Source organism: Staphylococcus sp. SB1-57, from assembly GCF_017086425.1.
Taxonomy (GTDB): Bacteria; Bacillota; Bacilli; order Staphylococcales; family Staphylococcaceae; genus Staphylococcus; species Staphylococcus warneri_A.
This window is the reverse complement of the sequence record NZ_CP070964.1, coordinates 898,660-914,810: the sequence shown is the minus strand read 5'-3', so window position 1 is coordinate 914,810 and position 16,151 is coordinate 898,660. Positions and strand designations below refer to the sequence as shown.

General features: G+C 31.0%; 19 protein-coding genes. 5 read left to right on the top strand and 14 right to left on the bottom strand.

All coding sequences use genetic code 11. The annotated features are described in order from the left end of the window. Positions 1 to 62: 62 nt before the first annotated feature. Complete coding sequence (mutY, locus tag JX000_RS04490) at positions 63 to 1,106, bottom strand: A/G-specific adenine glycosylase (RefSeq protein ID WP_124227739.1); 1,044 nt, start codon at positions 1,104 to 1,106, stop codon at positions 63 to 65. Between the two features lie 152 nt (positions 1,107 to 1,258). Between mutY and JX000_RS04485 the strand changes: the two genes are divergently transcribed. Further along, entirely contained in the window at positions 1,259 to 2,236 is a 978-nt protein-coding gene (locus JX000_RS04485) for a metal-dependent hydrolase (RefSeq protein ID WP_002452358.1), read from the top strand. Positions 2,237 to 2,291: 55 nt separating this feature from the next. Here the strand turns inward: JX000_RS04485 and JX000_RS04480 are convergent, their stop codons facing one another. From JX000_RS04480 to JX000_RS04450, 7 genes are all read right to left on the bottom strand, one after another. After that, the gene (locus JX000_RS04480) at positions 2,292 to 3,152 is read right to left on the bottom strand and encodes a hypothetical protein (protein WP_107532904.1); all 861 of its coding nucleotides are present in this window, start codon (positions 3,150 to 3,152) and stop codon (positions 2,292 to 2,294) included. Positions 3,153 to 3,160: 8 nt separating this feature from the next. Then, complete coding sequence (locus JX000_RS04475) at positions 3,161 to 4,669, bottom strand: ATP-binding cassette domain-containing protein (RefSeq protein WP_206140934.1); 1,509 nt, start codon at positions 4,667 to 4,669, stop codon at positions 3,161 to 3,163. Between the two features lie 14 nt (positions 4,670 to 4,683). Continuing rightward, positions 4,684 to 4,998: a YfhH family protein gene (locus JX000_RS04470; RefSeq protein WP_015364863.1), complete on the bottom strand. Its 315-nt coding sequence runs from the start codon at positions 4,996 to 4,998 to the stop codon at positions 4,684 to 4,686. Further along, entirely contained in the window at positions 4,976 to 5,794 is an 819-nt protein-coding gene (recX, locus tag JX000_RS04465; protein WP_206140933.1) for a recombination regulator RecX, read from the bottom strand. The genes JX000_RS04470 and recX overlap by 23 nt, the downstream gene beginning before the upstream one ends. 169 nt (positions 5,795 to 5,963) lie before the next feature. Beyond that, a complete protein-coding gene (sgtB, locus tag JX000_RS04460; RefSeq protein ID WP_075778666.1) occupies positions 5,964 to 6,773 on the bottom strand; it encodes a monofunctional peptidoglycan glycosyltransferase SgtB in 810 nt (269 codons plus the stop codon). Positions 6,774 to 7,010: 237 nt separating this feature from the next. Continuing rightward, on the bottom strand, positions 7,011 to 7,529 hold the full coding sequence (locus tag JX000_RS04455; protein ID WP_049423323.1) for a type 1 glutamine amidotransferase domain-containing protein: 519 nt from the start codon (positions 7,527 to 7,529) through the stop codon (positions 7,011 to 7,013). 125 nt (positions 7,530 to 7,654) lie between these two features. Continuing rightward, a complete protein-coding gene (locus tag JX000_RS04450) occupies positions 7,655 to 7,816 on the bottom strand; it encodes an SE1561 family protein (protein ID WP_001830395.1) in 162 nt (53 codons plus the stop codon). A gap of 233 nt (positions 7,817 to 8,049) precedes the next feature. On the opposite strand from JX000_RS04450, the gene yfkAB reads away from it, so the two are divergent. Further along, entirely contained in the window at positions 8,050 to 9,192 is a 1,143-nt protein-coding gene (gene yfkAB / locus JX000_RS04445) for a radical SAM/CxCxxxxC motif protein YfkAB (protein ID WP_107541020.1), read from the top strand. Between the two features lie 117 nt (positions 9,193 to 9,309). On the opposite strand, the gene JX000_RS04440 is transcribed toward yfkAB, so the two are convergent. Genes JX000_RS04440 through JX000_RS04430 form a run of 3 tightly spaced genes read right to left on the bottom strand, consistent with a single transcriptional unit; the run spans position 9,310 to position 11,356 of the window. Continuing rightward, positions 9,310 to 9,840 carry an acyl-CoA thioesterase gene (locus JX000_RS04440; protein WP_002452295.1) on the bottom strand — a complete coding sequence of 177 codons (531 nt, stop codon included), beginning with the start codon at positions 9,838 to 9,840 and terminating at the stop codon, positions 9,310 to 9,312. A 58-nt stretch (positions 9,841 to 9,898) separates the two neighbouring features. Continuing rightward, positions 9,899 to 11,140 carry an aminopeptidase gene (locus JX000_RS04435; RefSeq protein WP_206140932.1) on the bottom strand — a complete coding sequence of 414 codons (1,242 nt, stop codon included), beginning with the start codon at positions 11,138 to 11,140 and terminating at the stop codon, positions 9,899 to 9,901. Between the two features lie 12 nt (positions 11,141 to 11,152). Continuing rightward, positions 11,153 to 11,356 carry a DUF1128 domain-containing protein gene (locus JX000_RS04430; protein WP_002452293.1) on the bottom strand — a complete coding sequence of 68 codons (204 nt, stop codon included), beginning with the start codon at positions 11,354 to 11,356 and terminating at the stop codon, positions 11,153 to 11,155. 146 nt (positions 11,357 to 11,502) lie between these two features. Between JX000_RS04430 and JX000_RS04425 the strand changes: the two genes are divergently transcribed. From JX000_RS04425 to JX000_RS04415, 3 genes are all read left to right on the top strand, one after another. Then, positions 11,503 to 11,967, top strand: coding sequence for a low molecular weight protein-tyrosine-phosphatase (locus tag JX000_RS04425; RefSeq protein WP_049423330.1), 465 nt, complete (start codon positions 11,503 to 11,505; stop codon positions 11,965 to 11,967). 6 nt (positions 11,968 to 11,973) lie between these two features. Next, entirely contained in the window at positions 11,974 to 12,258 is a 285-nt protein-coding gene (locus JX000_RS04420) for a YtxH domain-containing protein (protein WP_002466132.1), read from the top strand. Between the two features lie 228 nt (positions 12,259 to 12,486). Next, a complete protein-coding gene (locus JX000_RS04415) occupies positions 12,487 to 13,722 on the top strand; it encodes a YihY/virulence factor BrkB family protein (protein WP_107532731.1) in 1,236 nt (411 codons plus the stop codon). 57 nt (positions 13,723 to 13,779) lie between these two features. Here the strand turns inward: JX000_RS04415 and vraR are convergent, their stop codons facing one another. Genes vraR through vraT form a run of 3 tightly spaced genes read right to left on the bottom strand, consistent with a single transcriptional unit; the run spans position 13,780 to position 16,140 of the window. Further along, the gene (vraR, locus tag JX000_RS04410) at positions 13,780 to 14,409 is read right to left on the bottom strand and encodes a response regulator transcription factor VraR (protein WP_002452289.1); all 630 of its coding nucleotides are present in this window, start codon (positions 14,407 to 14,409) and stop codon (positions 13,780 to 13,782) included. Then, complete coding sequence (vraS, locus tag JX000_RS04405; RefSeq protein ID WP_206140931.1) at positions 14,399 to 15,442, bottom strand: sensor histidine kinase VraS; 1,044 nt, start codon at positions 15,440 to 15,442, stop codon at positions 14,399 to 14,401. Before vraS ends, vraR begins: the two co-directional genes overlap by 11 nt. Further along, on the bottom strand, positions 15,439 to 16,140 hold the full coding sequence (vraT, locus tag JX000_RS04400) for a cell wall-active antibiotics response protein VraT (RefSeq protein ID WP_002452287.1): 702 nt from the start codon (positions 16,138 to 16,140) through the stop codon (positions 15,439 to 15,441). Before vraT ends, vraS begins: the two co-directional genes overlap by 4 nt. Positions 16,141 to 16,151: the final 11 nt, after the last annotated feature.

Sequence of the window (16,151 nt, the reverse complement as noted above, 5' to 3'; positions counted from 1 at the left end):
AAAGTACTTCTGAACTTTGATGCAATTAAATTGATACTTTTAATACATTTATTTCCTTACTGTTATCCTTCAATAAATTGATAAATTTTAGCCATAGGTACTGGAAAAGTAAAATGATCTCGTTGTTCTAAATCAAACCATATCATATTCTCAGGTAAAGACGACGCTTCAATCTCAAGTTCCTCTGGTACGCTATACACCTTAATATGCCATGTTAAATGTGTGAATTGATGCTTTAATTTAAAAATCGGTTCAGATAAAGGTTCAATCTGGTGGTTTAATTGCTTTGATATTTGGTCAATTGCATGAGATGTTTCAAACATCGGGAATTCCCACATACCACTTAATAATCTTTCTTGTCGTTTTTCTAATAGATATTCACCACGTTTATTACGAATGAGAAAAACACTTTGATCAATCGCTTTCTTTTTAACATTCTTAGTTTTAACAGGTAAATCTAATACAGTACCTTTATCGTATGCCTCGCAGTTTTCTTGTACTGGACAAAACATGCAGAGTGGATTTTTAGGTGTACAAATTAATGCACCAAGTTCCATCATAGATTGGTTAAATGTACCAGCTTCTTCACGCACGTATGGTAATAATTCTTGTTCATAAGCTTTACGTGTGGATTGTAGTTTTATATCTCTACTGTCATTATTAAGTCTAGACCAAACTCTAAATACATTACCGTCAACAGTAGGTAGCGGATGATCAAATGCAATACTCATAACTGCCGCTTGTGTATATGGCCCAACACCTTTTAAGGCTTTAAAATTCTCAGGATCTGACGGCACAATACCTTGATACTCATGTTGAACTTCTTTGATTGCATGATGAAAATTTCGTGCACGACTATAATATCCTAGCCCTTCCCAATATTTAAGTACTTCATCTTCATGCGCCTCACTTAAATCCGCAATAGTAGGGAATCGTTGTATAAATCTGTCATAATAATCAATAACTGTTTTAACTTGTGTTTGTTGCAACATAACTTCGCTTAACCATATATAATATGGATTCGTCGTTTCACGCCAAGGCATAGAACGTTGATTTTGATTAAACCATTGCATTATATTTTTTTTAAAATTGTCTTCTAAATACATATATTTCCCTTTCTTCAACGTGTTTTGATGTTTTAAATTAAGCACAAAGGCTATTTTACATACATGTTATATAAATTAATGTGAGTTGATTTTTTTATTCCAACTTTTAGATTATAATATATTATAAATTAAGACGAAATGAGTGAACATATATGGATACAGCCACGCATATCGTGATTGGTGTTGGCCTTACAGCACTTGCAACACAAGATCCTGCTATGTCAGATACATTTGCAGCAACCGCTACAACACTAATTGCAGGATCACTTATACCTGACGGAGATACAGTTTTAAAACTAAAAGATAATTCAACGTATATTTCACATCATAGAGGTATTACACACTCTATTCCTTTTACAATCTTATGGCCTATTTTAATCACGTTTTTAATTTTTGTCATATTCAACCATACGAACCCTTTACATGTATGGATGTGGGCGCAATTAGCTGTGTTCTTGCATGTATTTGTTGATATCTTTAATTCCTATGGTACACAAGCTTTAAGACCTATTACAAATAAGTGGATTCAACTTGGTGTAATTAATACGTTCGACCCAATAATATTTATTATTCTATGTATTGGCGTGGCATTGTGGGCATTTGGTGTACATCCTTACTTAGCCTTTTTCCCGATTATCGGGGTTCTCGTAATATACTATATTGTCCGCTTTAAAATGCAATCATTCTTGAGAAAACAAGCATTGAAACAAATTAAACAAGAACATAATCCTGTTAAAGTTTTCGTGATTCCTACTTTAAAATTTATGGAATGGCGTATAGCAATTCAAACTGATGAACATGATTATGTAGGTAGATCATTTGGTAGAAACATTGTTTTTAGTGATAAGGTCAAACGTCAACATTTATCAATTGATTCATTATTATGGAAAGTTAAAAATAATAAAGATATTAGGACATTTTTAAATTTTTCATCGATTTATCGTTGGCAAACAACACCATTAGAAGATGGTACTACTGAAATTAGATTAATGGACTTGAGATATTTAAATAATGATCATTATGCATTTGTTGCAATTGCTCATTTAACTCAACAAGATGAAATCGACCACTCATATATTGGATGGGTATTTAGCGAAGATAAACTTCAGCGTAAATTATTCGCCAAATAAAATAGCCGAGGCACTTGGATAACTTCATTCTCCAAGTCCTTGGCTATTTTTCTTATTATTTCTTTTGCTCATTTTCTACTTTTTCATTATTATTTATTTCATTCAAGCTATTTTTTTCATCATTAGATTGAATTACTTTTTGTAGTTTTATATTTTGATTTCTATATTTCGCATGTGCTACATAACGTGACAATGCAAAATTGATAATAGAAATGATTGCAATAAAACATAACATGTATAGATGATATGGAAGATTAGCTACACTCACGTTTCCAAATAACACTGATTGCGCCAATCCATTAACTATATAATATAAAGGGTTTAACATTAATAGGTGTTCGATAAGCGTCAAGTGTGTCTTTGGCATATAAATTATAGGCAATATCAAAAATTCTACTACACAAAAGATATAGAAATATTTATCAATTTTGTAATTTAGTATTTTCAAAAGACCGAATGTTACTGACAATAAACTTATCAACACTATAGAAACAAATAAAAAGAATAACGTCGCTAATAATGAACTTTCATAGTTTATGGGTTTTAATAATGCAATGATAGTCATTAGTATAAATATCACTACACTTCCAACAATCGTGGTAATTACAGTAGGTGTTACTGGTGTAATATGAAAAGATTTCGTAATTAAATAATCTTTAGCATATAATCTATAACATCCATACAAAGTTAGCATGATAAAGATAAATGCAAATAGTGTTATTAGTCTATATAACCAAATACCATGGATAACTTCTGTAGCATTTGTAAATTTAAAAAATAGTTCTGCGATTAAAATAAACACTAAGCCAACTATAAAACTTAAGGTGAACCACTTCCATAAACTTTTAATTCTTTTTAACGTGTATGTTAAAAGATGTGGTAAGTTTTTAAAATATAATATTATATTATCAATCATGTTTACACCTACAATTCAATATATATCCATTTATTATCTTTTAAATCAGCAATAAAGTAACCATCTCCTGATTTACAAATCCAAATATCCTTCTTGATATTAAACTTATCTTTCAGCTCGCTTTTATTCTCAATCGGCATCACAAAACCATTTAATTGATTCTCATCGTTAAATATCATTTTAATCGGCTGAGATGTTATATCAGCAACAAAACGATTATCATCTTCAGGTACTAGTGACTTTTTCACAGAACTATGTTCTTTATGTAAATGGCTATTGAAGTAATCCACATATTTACTGTAGTTGGATTTAATATATGGAGATAGTGTTTTAAAACTATGTTTTTCATATAAACCTGCTGGATTAAAGTATTCTAATTGATTCTTTGCTATAGTATAACGATTACCACTTACATCAATACGATAATTTTTACTGTTTTCACCATCAATAGTCACAACACTATATTTGGGCAAAGTTAAATTACTTGAACCTGAAAGTTTACTACTGCCCTTTAAGGCTATACCGTATGCCAATTTATCCTCATATGTATCTTTAGCTTGTGTTTGAAGTGTGGCTTGGTTATTTTCAGGTACGTTAACTATGCCTAAATTATTGAATATAAATATACCCATCAGTGCTAAACCTAAAATAAAGCTAACCATCAATGTCCAAAATCTTACCAAGAATACTGGTGGTTTAGCATGATTATATCGTTCTATTCGTTTAAAATTATAAGTCATCTCTGGCATTCTTGTTCTACTTTTTTCCCAATCCAGGTCAAATGACGCAAGTGCTTCTTTAGATTCAATACTTTTTCGATCTTTTTCATGCTCTATAAAGGTAGGAATAACTTGGTTTACAGAGCCCTCCATACGAATTTGACCATGAGAAACCCATGTAATATAGTTACTTACTTGTTCGATTTTATCAATATCGTCATCGATAAAGACCATTGTTTGATTATTATCTATGTATTCATTAGATAGTTCTGTAGCTCTATTCATAAATGTTTCATCTAAATATTGAAGCACATGATTTAAAATGATGATGTTAGATTGGCAAGATCTCGCTATACTTAATAACAATTGCGCAAACTCTTGTTTTGACAATTTAGAAATCACTTGTTGCTCATCTACATGGGCATATTGTATCACTTGATCAGCTTTATGATTTGATATTTGATAAGGAAATAATTCAACGATATGAGTGACATAATCCTTAACAGTTCGATGAATCATACGTCTATCTTCAATATCTCCATAATATATATGATCAAGTTGAACTAATTTCCCCTTGTCAGGTTCGATAGATCCGGATAACAACCTTCCTATTAACCTTTTTGATGAACCTGGTTCTCCAATAATACCTAAAGATTCTCCTTGGTATATATGTAGTGAAATATTATTTAAATCAATGTCATCTGCGCCGTAACCAAAAGGTAAGTACCATTTTTTAGTTTTTTTGTTTCTATAATAATGAGTGACTTTCAGTAACTTTAAAACGATTGAACTTCCCATTTTATTTCATCCTTCTACAATTTTAATAATGCAATTGGTAATCCTTCTTCGGGTTCACTACTTTTAATTCGGAATCCCCAAGCAAATATACCTTTCAGTCTTTCAACTTTAAAATATTGATCACTACCATCATTTAATTGATAAATACGACCTAATTCAATTTGGTTACGATCAACAAGGTAGCTTTCTGCTACAATGACTTTACTTTGGTAAACGTCATATTCATTTAAAATACCGTTCATTTCTGCTTTTCTCATTTTTTCTTTATATGTTTGAATTTCATGTCTTAATTCTTGTTCAGACATCTCACTCAATTTCTTCTGTTCCATGTTCGATACCACTTTCTTCTAATTTAGATTTAATTTTATCATATTTATAGCCTTTTCTCATAAGTGTTTCTATCGTTTTTCTTATAACTTGTTGACCTTCATATTTACGTTGTTGCTTGTTATAAACTTTTTCTAAATCTGTTTGTAACATATGGTCCAATTGATCTTCATCTTCTGAAAAGTCTAATTCATCCATAGCATCTTTAATTCTTTCCATCGTATACCCTTTTTGCATCAATGATTGCATGACTTTTTGTTTTACCTTAGACGTCGGTCCTTTCTTAGTTCTAATTACTTTCTGCGCAACTTTAACTATATCCTCTAGTGGCTGTTGCTCTATATATATTTCTGTATACTGGTCGATAATATTAGGCTCTACGCCAGCTTGATACAACTTTTGTTTATATATTTCAGGGCCTTTATCAGTTGTATTAATCATTGTGTTTTTTAAACTTTCTGCATAATCATCATGGTCTATTAATTTTTCTTGATAACAATAATCTATAACTTGTTGAATTGCACCTTCAGAAACTTCATTTTTTGATAAATGCTGTCTAACTTCTTTTTCAGTACGTTTTCGATATGACAGAAATTGAATTGCATCATTTAAACCTCTACGATAATGATCATGTTTTTGTATCTGTTCCATATCTGAGGGTTCTAATACTTGACCTTTTTTTAAATTGAATTTAACTAAAGTATCAATATCAATTCCCATTTCAAATTCATTATCAAGATATAGGTTAAACCGCTCTTTATTTGTCTTTTGAACTTCTAATTTAGTGATTTTAGGCATCATGCACCTCCACTTGCGTATTGTATATTACTTATTATGACATAGTTTGATAATTATCTAAAAACCATTGCTTTACAAAAATAAATACCCTATCAGCTACCCAATATTAGGACTTCAGTTACACATAACTGTAATTAAGTCTTTCATATTGCATATGATAGGGTAAGTTTTAGTTACCTAATTGTGCCATTGCTTCTTCATATTGTTCATCTGAAATATAATGAAGTTGTTTCATCTTTTCTAAATTTGTTTTAACTCTATTTATAAAATTATCAGACATATCTTCAATATTATAAACACTTGGTGCATTGACTTTACTAGCTAAAATAGCACTTTGCAAAACACTAATTTGCTTTAAGTTTTGATTATCTTTATTAGTAGTTGCACCGAAATAATGATTGGCTGCACCTTCTACCGTATATTGATTGTCACCAAAATATATATTGTTTAAATAAAAACTTAGTATTTGGTTTTTATCATATTGTTTCTCAACTTTATGTGCTACAAATAATTCTTTTAATTTTCTTGTAAATGAACGTTCGTTATCATAATAATAATTTTTAACAACTTGTTGTGTAATCGTGCTACCACCTTGAACATCATGATCACTTAATGTTGAAAACAATGCACGCGATGTACCCTTAAAATCAAATCCATGATGTTTATAAAATCGTTCATCTTCTAACGAAATAAATGCACCTCTTACATATTCAGGCATTTGATCAGCAGCAACGTAATCATTTTTATTTTCTATCGATTTTAAATCATCCACGTTAGCTCTAGAAGACATAAAGTACATTAATCCTAAAAACAGAACTATGATAATTGTTAATATGATTAAAATTCTCAAAAAAATACGTTTGCTTTTTTTCTTTTTAGGTGGTTTTCCTACTGGTTGGTAATAAGTATTATAGTGAGGTTCACGCATATCTCGTTGATACGTATCATTCGATTGTGCAAATCTATCGCTTCTTTTCATGCATTTGCTCCTTTACTTAAACTCACTGTTATAATGTGAGTTTACCAGTACTTACGTGGTTTAGCTATAGTTAATCATAAAAATCAGTCCCAGGGTGTACGTGATCACAAATGGTATTAACTATATTTTGTTGAAAATTTATAGTTACATTATATCCATTTATATATCAATTAATATAAAAATAGCCTGTTGAAATTAATCAACAGGCTCTATATCAGTGCTTAATTAATGCTTAAATTAATTTTCTAATTGTTTAACAATTTCTCTGTTAAAGTCATCTAAATCATCTGGTGTACGACTAGTTACAATGTTGTTATCTACAACTACTGATTCGTCAACAACATGAGCACCAGCATTAGATAGGTCTTTTCGAACATTTAATACTGCTGTTAATGTTCTACCATTTAAATCATCAGTATCAATTAACACTTGAGGACCATGGCAAATTGCGAAAGCAGGTACATTATTTGTTGTGAAATATTTAGCGAAAGTACCGTATCTACCCTCTGCATCACCACGTAAATGGTCAGGTGCAAATCCACCTGGTATTAATAAACCATCGTAATCTTCTGGTTTAGCATCAGCAATACTTACTTGAACGGTTGCTTTTTCTCCATGTTTACCTACAACCTCTTGGTTTTCATTATCTCCAACGATAACTGTTTCAAAACCAGCATTTTCTAATGCTTCTTTAGGGCTTGTTAACTCTATATCTTCAAATTCATCTGCTAAAATAATAGCTACTTTTTTACTCATAATATAATCACCTTTCTATTGTACGATTATATTTATTACTTTCACTCTTTTACATAATTTTAAACATCTTCTAACAAATGAAAACTAATTGTCACTAAAGTGTCACTAATAATGATAACCTATGATTATTTTGAAACTTGTTTCACTTTTTCTTCTAATTGATCTAATAATCCAATCCACTCATCAATGTCTTCAACGCGTACTTCATCAGGGTTTACGTGATCAATATCTTCAATAAATTTGTTTAATCGTGTTTTAATTTGGTCAATCGTTTGTTGTTCACTCATATTAAATAAGCGCTCCTTTAGTTTGTTTTTTGATAATATCATCCTAACAGAATTTGACAAAAAGCGATATAATCTTAATAATGTTTACTGTACTTTTTACAAAATTTAAAGAGAAAGACTCGGTAAAAGTTAGATTTAACTATATTTTGTTATGAATCAATTCATATTAATGATTTACTTCATTTACATATCTAATTTTATACTAACGTCCCCCTCTTTTAGGAGTAATTTTCATGTTAACAACTAATAAAAAACCTATTTCAATACATAATGATCCTTGGGAAGCCTATAATGACATCATTGATAATGGTCAACTTACTTTAAGTAATATAGAGTTTACGACTACTAATTTATGTAATATGAGATGTAGTCATTGCGCGGTTGGTTATACACTTCAAACTCAAGACCCAGAACCTTTACCAATGGACATTATTTACCGTCGACTAGATGAAATACCTCATTTACGTACGTTATCAATTACGGGCGGCGAACCCATGTTTTCAAAAAAATCTATCAAGAATGTTGTTAAACCATTATTAAAATATGCATATCAACGTGGTATTTATGTTCAAATGAATTCTAATTTAACATTGCCACAAGATAGATATTTAGATATCGCTGAGTATATCGATGTCATGCACATTTCTCATAACTGGGGTACAATCCAAGAATTTACAGATGTGGGCTTCGGTGCTATGAAAAAGCAACCACCTTTGAAAGCGAAACTCAAATTATATGAACAAATGCTTGATAACGCAAGCACGCTCTCTGACCAAGGTATGTTCGTTTCTGCAGAAACAATGTTGAATCAAAGTACTTTACCCTATTTAAATAAAATTCATAAAGAAATTGTAAATGATATGAAATGTAGTCGTCATGAAGTACATCCAATGTACCCTGCTGACTTTGCTAGTACATTAAATGTATTGTCATTAAAAGAAATGAAAGAAGCAATTCATCATTTATTAGACATTAGAGATGAAGATACTTGGATGTTGTTTGGTACGTTACCTATATATCCATGTATTAATGATGAAAATGATCAACATTTATTACAACGTTTAAGACATGCTAAAAACGTTACAATGCGAAATGATCCAGATGGCCGCAGTCGTTTAAATGTAAATGTCTTTACAGGTAATGTCATCGTAACTGATTTTGGTGATGAAAATGGGACTATCTCAAATATTCAAAATGATAAACTGACAGATGTTTTTAAGCAATGGCTTAATTCAGATTTAGCACAATCACTCAACTGTCATTGTGCTGAATATCAGTGTTTAGGACCAAATGTTTTAGTGAAAAATATGTACTACCCTAATACAGATTTCAAAGAAAATGAAAAAGCGATGCATGCTAAGCGTATTTTCTCTTAAAGTCTTTATTATGTAGCATTTGAATTGAATCATTATTTTAATAAGTATTAAAATAGGCCCTTATATCAATACGTTTAACGCATTGATATAAGGGCCTTTATTTAGGTAATTAGAGTATTATCTTTCTATATGCTGAATTTTAGATAAATACTCAATTGTATTTTTGCTTTCATCACGACGTTCTTTGCGACGAGCAACACGTTGTGGTGCAGTTTCATGGAACCATTTTTCAACTTTATCTTCTGGATATACTTGAGGTACTTGTGTTGGTTTACCACTTTGATCTAACGCAACGAAAGTTAAAAAGCTAAGAGCTGCTAATTTTCGTTCACCTTCGAACACATCTTCAATAATAATTTGCACACATACTTCCATCGAACTACTACCAGTGTACGAAACCATCGCTTCATATGACAAAATATCACCATTTTTAATTGGCAATAAAAAATCAACAGAATCCGTTGATGCTGTAACAACAGAGTTACCTGCATGTTTCATGGCAGTAATAGCTGCAATTTCATCAACGTTAGCCATTAAAGTACCACCAAACATCGTATGATGATGATTTGTATCTTGTGGATAGACTTGTCTAGATTTCAAACTTTTAGATTCTGACATTGCTTTTTTAGTCACTTGTTGTTTTGCCATTCATATCTCCCTATCTCTTAATGAATTTTGACTCCTCATCTGTTCTATAACATGATATTTAATTTGCCCAATTACCATTTTCAAATACGAGTTCTTTAGTACCATCTTCTAATATGCCATAGATAGTTAAATCTGCACTGCCAATCATAAAGTCTTCATGCACATTTGAATCATTTAAACCACTTGCTATTTTTTCTTCCGTAGTCATTTCTGTTCCACCTTCAATGTTGAAGCCGTATGCTGAACCTATAGCTAAATGACAGGATGCATTTTCATCAAATAACGTATTATAAAAGATGGTATTACGATTTGAGATTGGTGAATCATCCGGTACTAACGCAACTTCACCTAATCGTCTAGCACCTTCATCGGTATCCAATAAATCTCTTAACACGTCTTCACCTTTATCTGCTTTAAAATCAACAATTACACCATCTTTAAATGTTAAGGTAAAGCCATCAATAATATTTCCATTAAAACTCAATGGCAATTTATTAGTCACATAACCGTTAACATTGTTTCTATCTGGTGCAGTGAAAACTTCTTCTGTAGGTATATTAGCAATAAAGGCTTGTTGATCACCATTGACATAACTTGTCGCATCTTCCCAAATGTGACCTTTAGGTAAGCCAACAACTAAGTCTGTTCCTTCAGATAGATAGTGTAATGCTTTGTATTGTTTTTTCTGTAATTTATCAGCATGCACACTTAAATTTTTTACGTGAGATTTCCAATTTTGAATTGGATCGTTACCATCAACTCTTACAATATCAAATACTTCATCTATAAAAGTTGAGTACGCATCTTCTACTGATTTACTAGGATATACACGTTGCGCCCAAGCTTTAGATGGGAATGCTGCTACGACCCATGGGAATTGATTCTTTTGACTTGCTTCCATATAACCCTTATACGCTTTTGAATATTGTAATTGATAGGCTTTTAATTTACTTGCATCGATGCCACTTAATAAGTCTGGATCTTCAGTTAATATTGCAAGATTCGCAGCCCCTCTTTTCACAAAGTCCATTCTAGCTTCTACATCATATGACTTAACGTCGTTATTTTCAAAGTGATCTAATGATTCATATTCAAATTTTAATCGTTTTAAACGTGGATCAGCATACTCAACTCTAACATCTGAAGCACCCGCAATGTAGGCCTCTTCAACGACTAAATGAGTGAGTTCCAATGCCTCAACTGATGATCGAATAAATACTGGTTGCTTATCTTGAACATTCATCCCTACTCTAACTAATAGTTGTGCATATTGTCTTAACTTGTCTTGATAGTTACTCATTTAGGTTCCCCCTTATTGTCGTAATTGTCCTAGTGCATCTGCAATTGCAGTGACCTCACTAGGTGAAAATGAATCCTTTGAAGTAACAAATTGATGAATTTCACTAATCTCATCATGATTTGCCTCTTTAAATTTATCTGGATCGATGAGTGCTTTATTGACGATATTTAATTTTTGTCTAATCTCAGTAATCATCTCTTCATTAGTTAATGCCACACGTCTCACCTCTTTATCTAAGTAATCATATTCTATCAAACTAACATACTTTATGGAACTTTAATAGAAATTGAAAAAATTTGCTTTCTAATTGTTTGAAGAACCATTAAAATGGGGATATAATTACATGGTTTGGAGGAATCAATATGGTAGACGTTGCTTTTGTATGTCTTGGAAACATTTGCCGTTCTCCAATGGCTGAAGCTATCATGAGACAAAGACTTCAAGACAGAGGCATTAAAGATGTTCGGGTACACTCTCGTGGTACTGGTAAATGGAATTTAGGAGAACCACCACATGAAGGTACTCAAAAGATTCTTAAAGAACATCAAATTCCTTTTGATGGTATGATTAGTGAGCTATTTGAACCGACAGATGATTTTGACTATATTATTGCTATGGATCAAAGTAATATAGAAAATATCAAAGCAATTAATCCTAACATTCAAGGACAATTGTTCAAACTATTAGAATTTAGTAATATGGAAGAAAGTGATGTACCAGATCCATACTACACAAACAATTTTGAAGGTGTATATAAAATGGTACAATCATCTTGTGATCATTTAATTGACTACATCGTAAAAGATGCAAATTTGAAAGAGGGGTAAAATATTATGGAAAACAAATTCATTCCTGGTGTATTATTAGGCGCTGTTATCGGTGGCGCAGCAACATTAGCTGATAAATCAACTCGTAATTCATTAAAACAATCATTCTCTAATGTTAAAGAAGGCAAAAAATCTCAAAAACCTTCTAAAGTTAGTAGCATTAAAGATGAAGTAATGTATTGGAAAGATGTTATCGAAGAAATTCGTCGTAACAATCCAGAATTAGAACGTTCTATTAAAGATGCTAAAGACACATTTGTTAATAGAAAAAATGAACGTATTGGTAAGTAATGGAATGCCAAATGGACAATTTAATTGAATGTTGGCTTATCGCCAATACGTAATCTAGCTATTTTAAATAGTGAAACACTTCTATTATAATTGTCCCACTCCATTAATACGGGGGTGAGTTTAAGAATTCATTTCCAAATGAGTTCTTTCTCACTCCCTTTCTTTACAACTAATATTAAAATAAAATTGCATTTAAAATTCCATGTCAAAGGACTAAAGGAGATTGTTATGTCAAAGAAAGAAAAAACAAGTTCCAAATTCCTTAACTCTGCTAAAGAATATGAAGAGCATAAGGATGACAAAAATAGTGATAATAAAATTAAAGTAGACCGTACATATATTGAACCACAAGAATTTCAATCTAAGGAACCTAAGAAAGATAACCAAGTTTTCTTCTTATCAAGATTGAACAAACCTGCTAAATATACAAAGAATTCAAATTTCTTTTCTTATTTAGTTTATAGAATTGGCAAAGATGATGCTTCAGGATTAGCAGCACAAATGACTTATCATTTCGTTCTTGCAATGTTCCCTATGTTAATTTTCTTATTAACATTGTTACCATTCTTTAATATTGAACAAAGCCAAATTACTAATATGTTAAGCAGTGCACCTTCTGAAACATCATCAATCATAAAAGGTGTCATTGGCGATGTAACGAAGAACTCAAGTGGTGGCTTACTATCTGTCGGTTTGATCTTAGCAATTTGGTCAGCTTCAAATGGTATGACAGCAATTATGAACTCATTCAATGTTGCTTACGATGTTGAAGATAGTCGTAACGGCATTTTACTAAAACTTCTAAGCGTTGTATTTACAGTTGTGATGGGCGTTGTTTTTGCTATCGCAATGGCATTACCAACGTTAGGTTCTGCTATAAGTCATTACTTATTCGGACCTTTAGGCTTAGATTCTGAAGTAAAATGGGTATTCAATTTAATAAGAGTGGTATTACCACTTATCATCATTTTAGTTTTATTTATCGTGTTATATTCAGTAGCACCTAATGTTAAAACAAAAATTCTATCTGTATTACCAGGTGCTATCTTTACTTCTATCATTTGGTTACTAGGATCATTTGCATTTGGTTGGTATATTTCTAACTTTGGTAATTATTCTAAAACATATGGTAGTATCGCAGGTATCATTATTTTACTAATTTGGTTATACTTAACAAGTTTCATCATCATTATAGGTGCTGAAATCAATGCGATTATTCACCAACGTCATGTGATTAAAGGTGAAACGCCAGAAGAAGCTGCATTGAAACATGATGATAATAACCAAAACCATTACAACGAAGATACAACATATGAATATAATGATCATCGTGAAATAGGTAAAGATGAAGATTATAATATTGATAAAAATGCTAAAGACAAGTATCAAGAAGATCAAAGTACGATGAAAGATAAAATCGTTAATAAAATTAAAAATAATGATTCTGAAGATAAACATTCTTAATCATTAAATTAAAGGCCAAGTGGAATTGATATATCATCCACCTGGCCTTTTTTATAATTATTGAATTAAGTTATGTTGGAATGCATAAATGACTGCCTGTGTTCTATCTTGAACTTCTAATTTACTTAGAATATTACTTACATGAGTTTTTACTGTTTTTATTGTAATATGAGATGCACTAGCAATCTCTTGATTAGAATAACCTTTAGCAATTAACAATAAAATTTCCATTTCTCTATCTGTTAACATTTCGTATAGCTCAGCACGTTTTTTCATTCTGTTACGCATTTTAACTAATACTTCTGGTTCAAATACCGATTCACCATGATATGTTTTACGAACCGCTTCTGCGATATCACTAGCACTTGTGGTCTTTAAGATATAACTATCTACACCAGCATCTAGAGCTCGATACACTTCTTTATCTTCAATGAAACTTGTAAGCATCACAACTTTAATGTGTGGTAAATCCTTTTTAATTTCTGTTGTCGCTTCTACACCATCCATATCATCCATAAGTAAATCCATTAGAATCAAATCTGGTTGTAACTCATGTGCCTTTGCAATTGCATCTTTCCCAGACTCACCTTCTCCCACTACTTCAATGTCAGATTGTGTTGATAAGTAACTTGAAATACCTATTCTAACCATCTCATGGTCGTCTACAAACAATACTTTAATCGCCATACGAATCCTCCTTGTTTAATGGTGCTTTAACTTCAATACGTGTACCAGAATCTGGTAATGAAACGATATGGAAAGTAGCACCAATTTCTAGTGCACGTTCACGCATATTCTTTAATCCATAACTTTGCTCAAGTTTCTCGTCTACATTAAAACCTTTACCATTATCTTGTATACGTAACAATAAATAATCTTGTTTATTAAATAATTCAACCGTTACTCTTGTACCATTAGAATGTCTCAAAGTATTTGAAATTGCTTCTTGTGTAATTCTGAATAAATGATCCTCTATTCCTTTTGGTACTTTAAATTCTTGAATCTCATGTACTACTTTCATTGGAACTTTCTTTTGAAGGTCAATGACTAAATCTTTAATTCCTTCACCTAATGATTTATCTTTTAATCCTAGCGGTCTTAAATGAAGTAACAACGCTCTCATTTCAAGTTGAGAATCTTGAATCATTTTTTCGAGTACAGGTATTTGTTGATCTAATGGTGGTTCTAACTGTGTTTCTTTAATTGCTGATAACATCATACTTGCAGCGAATAGTTGTTGACTTACAGAATCGTGTAATTCTCTTGCTAAACGTTGTCGCTCGTCTTCAATAATTTTTTTAACTTTAACATCATTCATATTGTAATTTTCGTTAGTTAAATTTTGTGTTTTCATTCTTAATCGATGTAACTCTTGATTTAATGGAACGAGTGTATGATATATTTCTAAAGTCTCACTATACAATTCAATATTTTGGTCATTAATACCAACTGTTTTCCCTTCAATTGATCGCTCAATTTGAGTTTTAATCCAATCATTCTGTTGATTAATTTTATATGCTAGAACTGATCCGACTATAATACATAATAATATAACTATAATATTTAAGAATAAGAACACTGGAATACCGAAAATTTGTGTATAAAACATGCCTTGAAAGTAAATGATGTTAACAAAAACTTTATCAATAAATAAGAATGCCGTTAACATACTATATATCAATATCAGCATTGACCCAATGGCTCTTATATAGTGATTCATCTATATATCACCTCTACGTCGCCAATAAATGTTGATACATAGACATTAACTGTATAATTTTCTTCTTTTGTCTTTTCTTCAACATGAATATTATTATTCTCTATCTTGTATGATTTTTCATTAATATATGCGGAACCATAAAATGCCGTCGCATGGATATTAATATTATAATTTAATGGCACAATCACTTGTACTTTACCTAATATATGTCTAACAACAATTGTGTTGTTATCTTTAATATTTGCAGCTTTAGTTAAATCAATATGAATATCCCCGATTCCATGTTGGATTTGAACATCTTCCCACTTATATACATATACTGGTGTACGTTGTTCACCAAACCATTTCTGCTTAATAAATGCTGGCGACGTAACTTCTTCTTCAGTTGCTGTTACTTTTAATGGTTTAAATTTATAAATTAAGTACCTTACAATTAATATTAATAAAAATATAAACAATATGATAATTGTATATTTATTAGAAAGTAAGGTGAATGCAATTAACAAAGTACCAATCCAAAAGGATAACAACCCTCGTACTTTATGAAAATAAATATATCCTACATAGACTAATACGCACCCTAAAAGTAAAACGAGTAAAAAGCCTATTTTTTCAAAGAATATATAATAAAAATTAGCAATAATCATTAATGCTGTAAAAACTATCAACAATTCTGTTGATATATATTTATGTGTCATGATTCGCCACC

What these genes read in the sequence shown, in the direction of transcription:
- mutY (WP_124227739.1), bottom strand. Translation starts at nt 1,106, where the DNA reads ATGTATTTAGAAGACAATTTTAAAAAAAATATAATGCAATGGTTTAAT.
- JX000_RS04485 (WP_002452358.1), top strand. Translation starts at nt 1,259, where the DNA reads ATGGATACAGCCACGCATATCGTGATTGGTGTTGGCCTTACAGCACTT.
- JX000_RS04480 (WP_107532904.1), bottom strand. Translation starts at nt 3,152, where the DNA reads ATGATTGATAATATAATATTATATTTTAAAAACTTACCACATCTTTTA.
- JX000_RS04475 (WP_206140934.1), bottom strand. Translation starts at nt 4,669, where the DNA reads ATGGGAAGTTCAATCGTTTTAAAGTTACTGAAAGTCACTCATTATTAT.
- JX000_RS04470 (WP_015364863.1), bottom strand. Translation starts at nt 4,998, where the DNA reads ATGGAACAGAAGAAATTGAGTGAGATGTCTGAACAAGAATTAAGACAT.
- recX (WP_206140933.1), bottom strand. Translation starts at nt 5,794, where the DNA reads ATGCCTAAAATCACTAAATTAGAAGTTCAAAAGACAAATAAAGAGCGG.
- sgtB (WP_075778666.1), bottom strand. Translation starts at nt 6,773, where the DNA reads ATGAAAAGAAGCGATAGATTTGCACAATCGAATGATACGTATCAACGA.
- JX000_RS04455 (WP_049423323.1), bottom strand. Translation starts at nt 7,529, where the DNA reads ATGAGTAAAAAAGTAGCTATTATTTTAGCAGATGAATTTGAAGATATA.
- JX000_RS04450 (WP_001830395.1), bottom strand. Translation starts at nt 7,816, where the DNA reads ATGAGTGAACAACAAACGATTGACCAAATTAAAACACGATTAAACAAA.
- yfkAB (WP_107541020.1), top strand. Translation starts at nt 8,050, where the DNA reads ATGTTAACAACTAATAAAAAACCTATTTCAATACATAATGATCCTTGG.
- JX000_RS04440 (WP_002452295.1), bottom strand. Translation starts at nt 9,840, where the DNA reads ATGGCAAAACAACAAGTGACTAAAAAAGCAATGTCAGAATCTAAAAGT.
- JX000_RS04435 (WP_206140932.1), bottom strand. Translation starts at nt 11,140, where the DNA reads ATGAGTAACTATCAAGACAAGTTAAGACAATATGCACAACTATTAGTT.
- JX000_RS04425 (WP_049423330.1), top strand. Translation starts at nt 11,503, where the DNA reads ATGGTAGACGTTGCTTTTGTATGTCTTGGAAACATTTGCCGTTCTCCA.
- JX000_RS04420 (WP_002466132.1), top strand. Translation starts at nt 11,974, where the DNA reads ATGGAAAACAAATTCATTCCTGGTGTATTATTAGGCGCTGTTATCGGT.
- JX000_RS04415 (WP_107532731.1), top strand. Translation starts at nt 12,487, where the DNA reads ATGTCAAAGAAAGAAAAAACAAGTTCCAAATTCCTTAACTCTGCTAAA.
- vraR (WP_002452289.1), bottom strand. Translation starts at nt 14,409, where the DNA reads ATGGCGATTAAAGTATTGTTTGTAGACGACCATGAGATGGTTAGAATA.
- vraS (WP_206140931.1), bottom strand. Translation starts at nt 15,442, where the DNA reads ATGAATCACTATATAAGAGCCATTGGGTCAATGCTGATATTGATATAT.
- vraT (WP_002452287.1), bottom strand. Translation starts at nt 16,140, where the DNA reads ATGACACATAAATATATATCAACAGAATTGTTGATAGTTTTTACAGCA.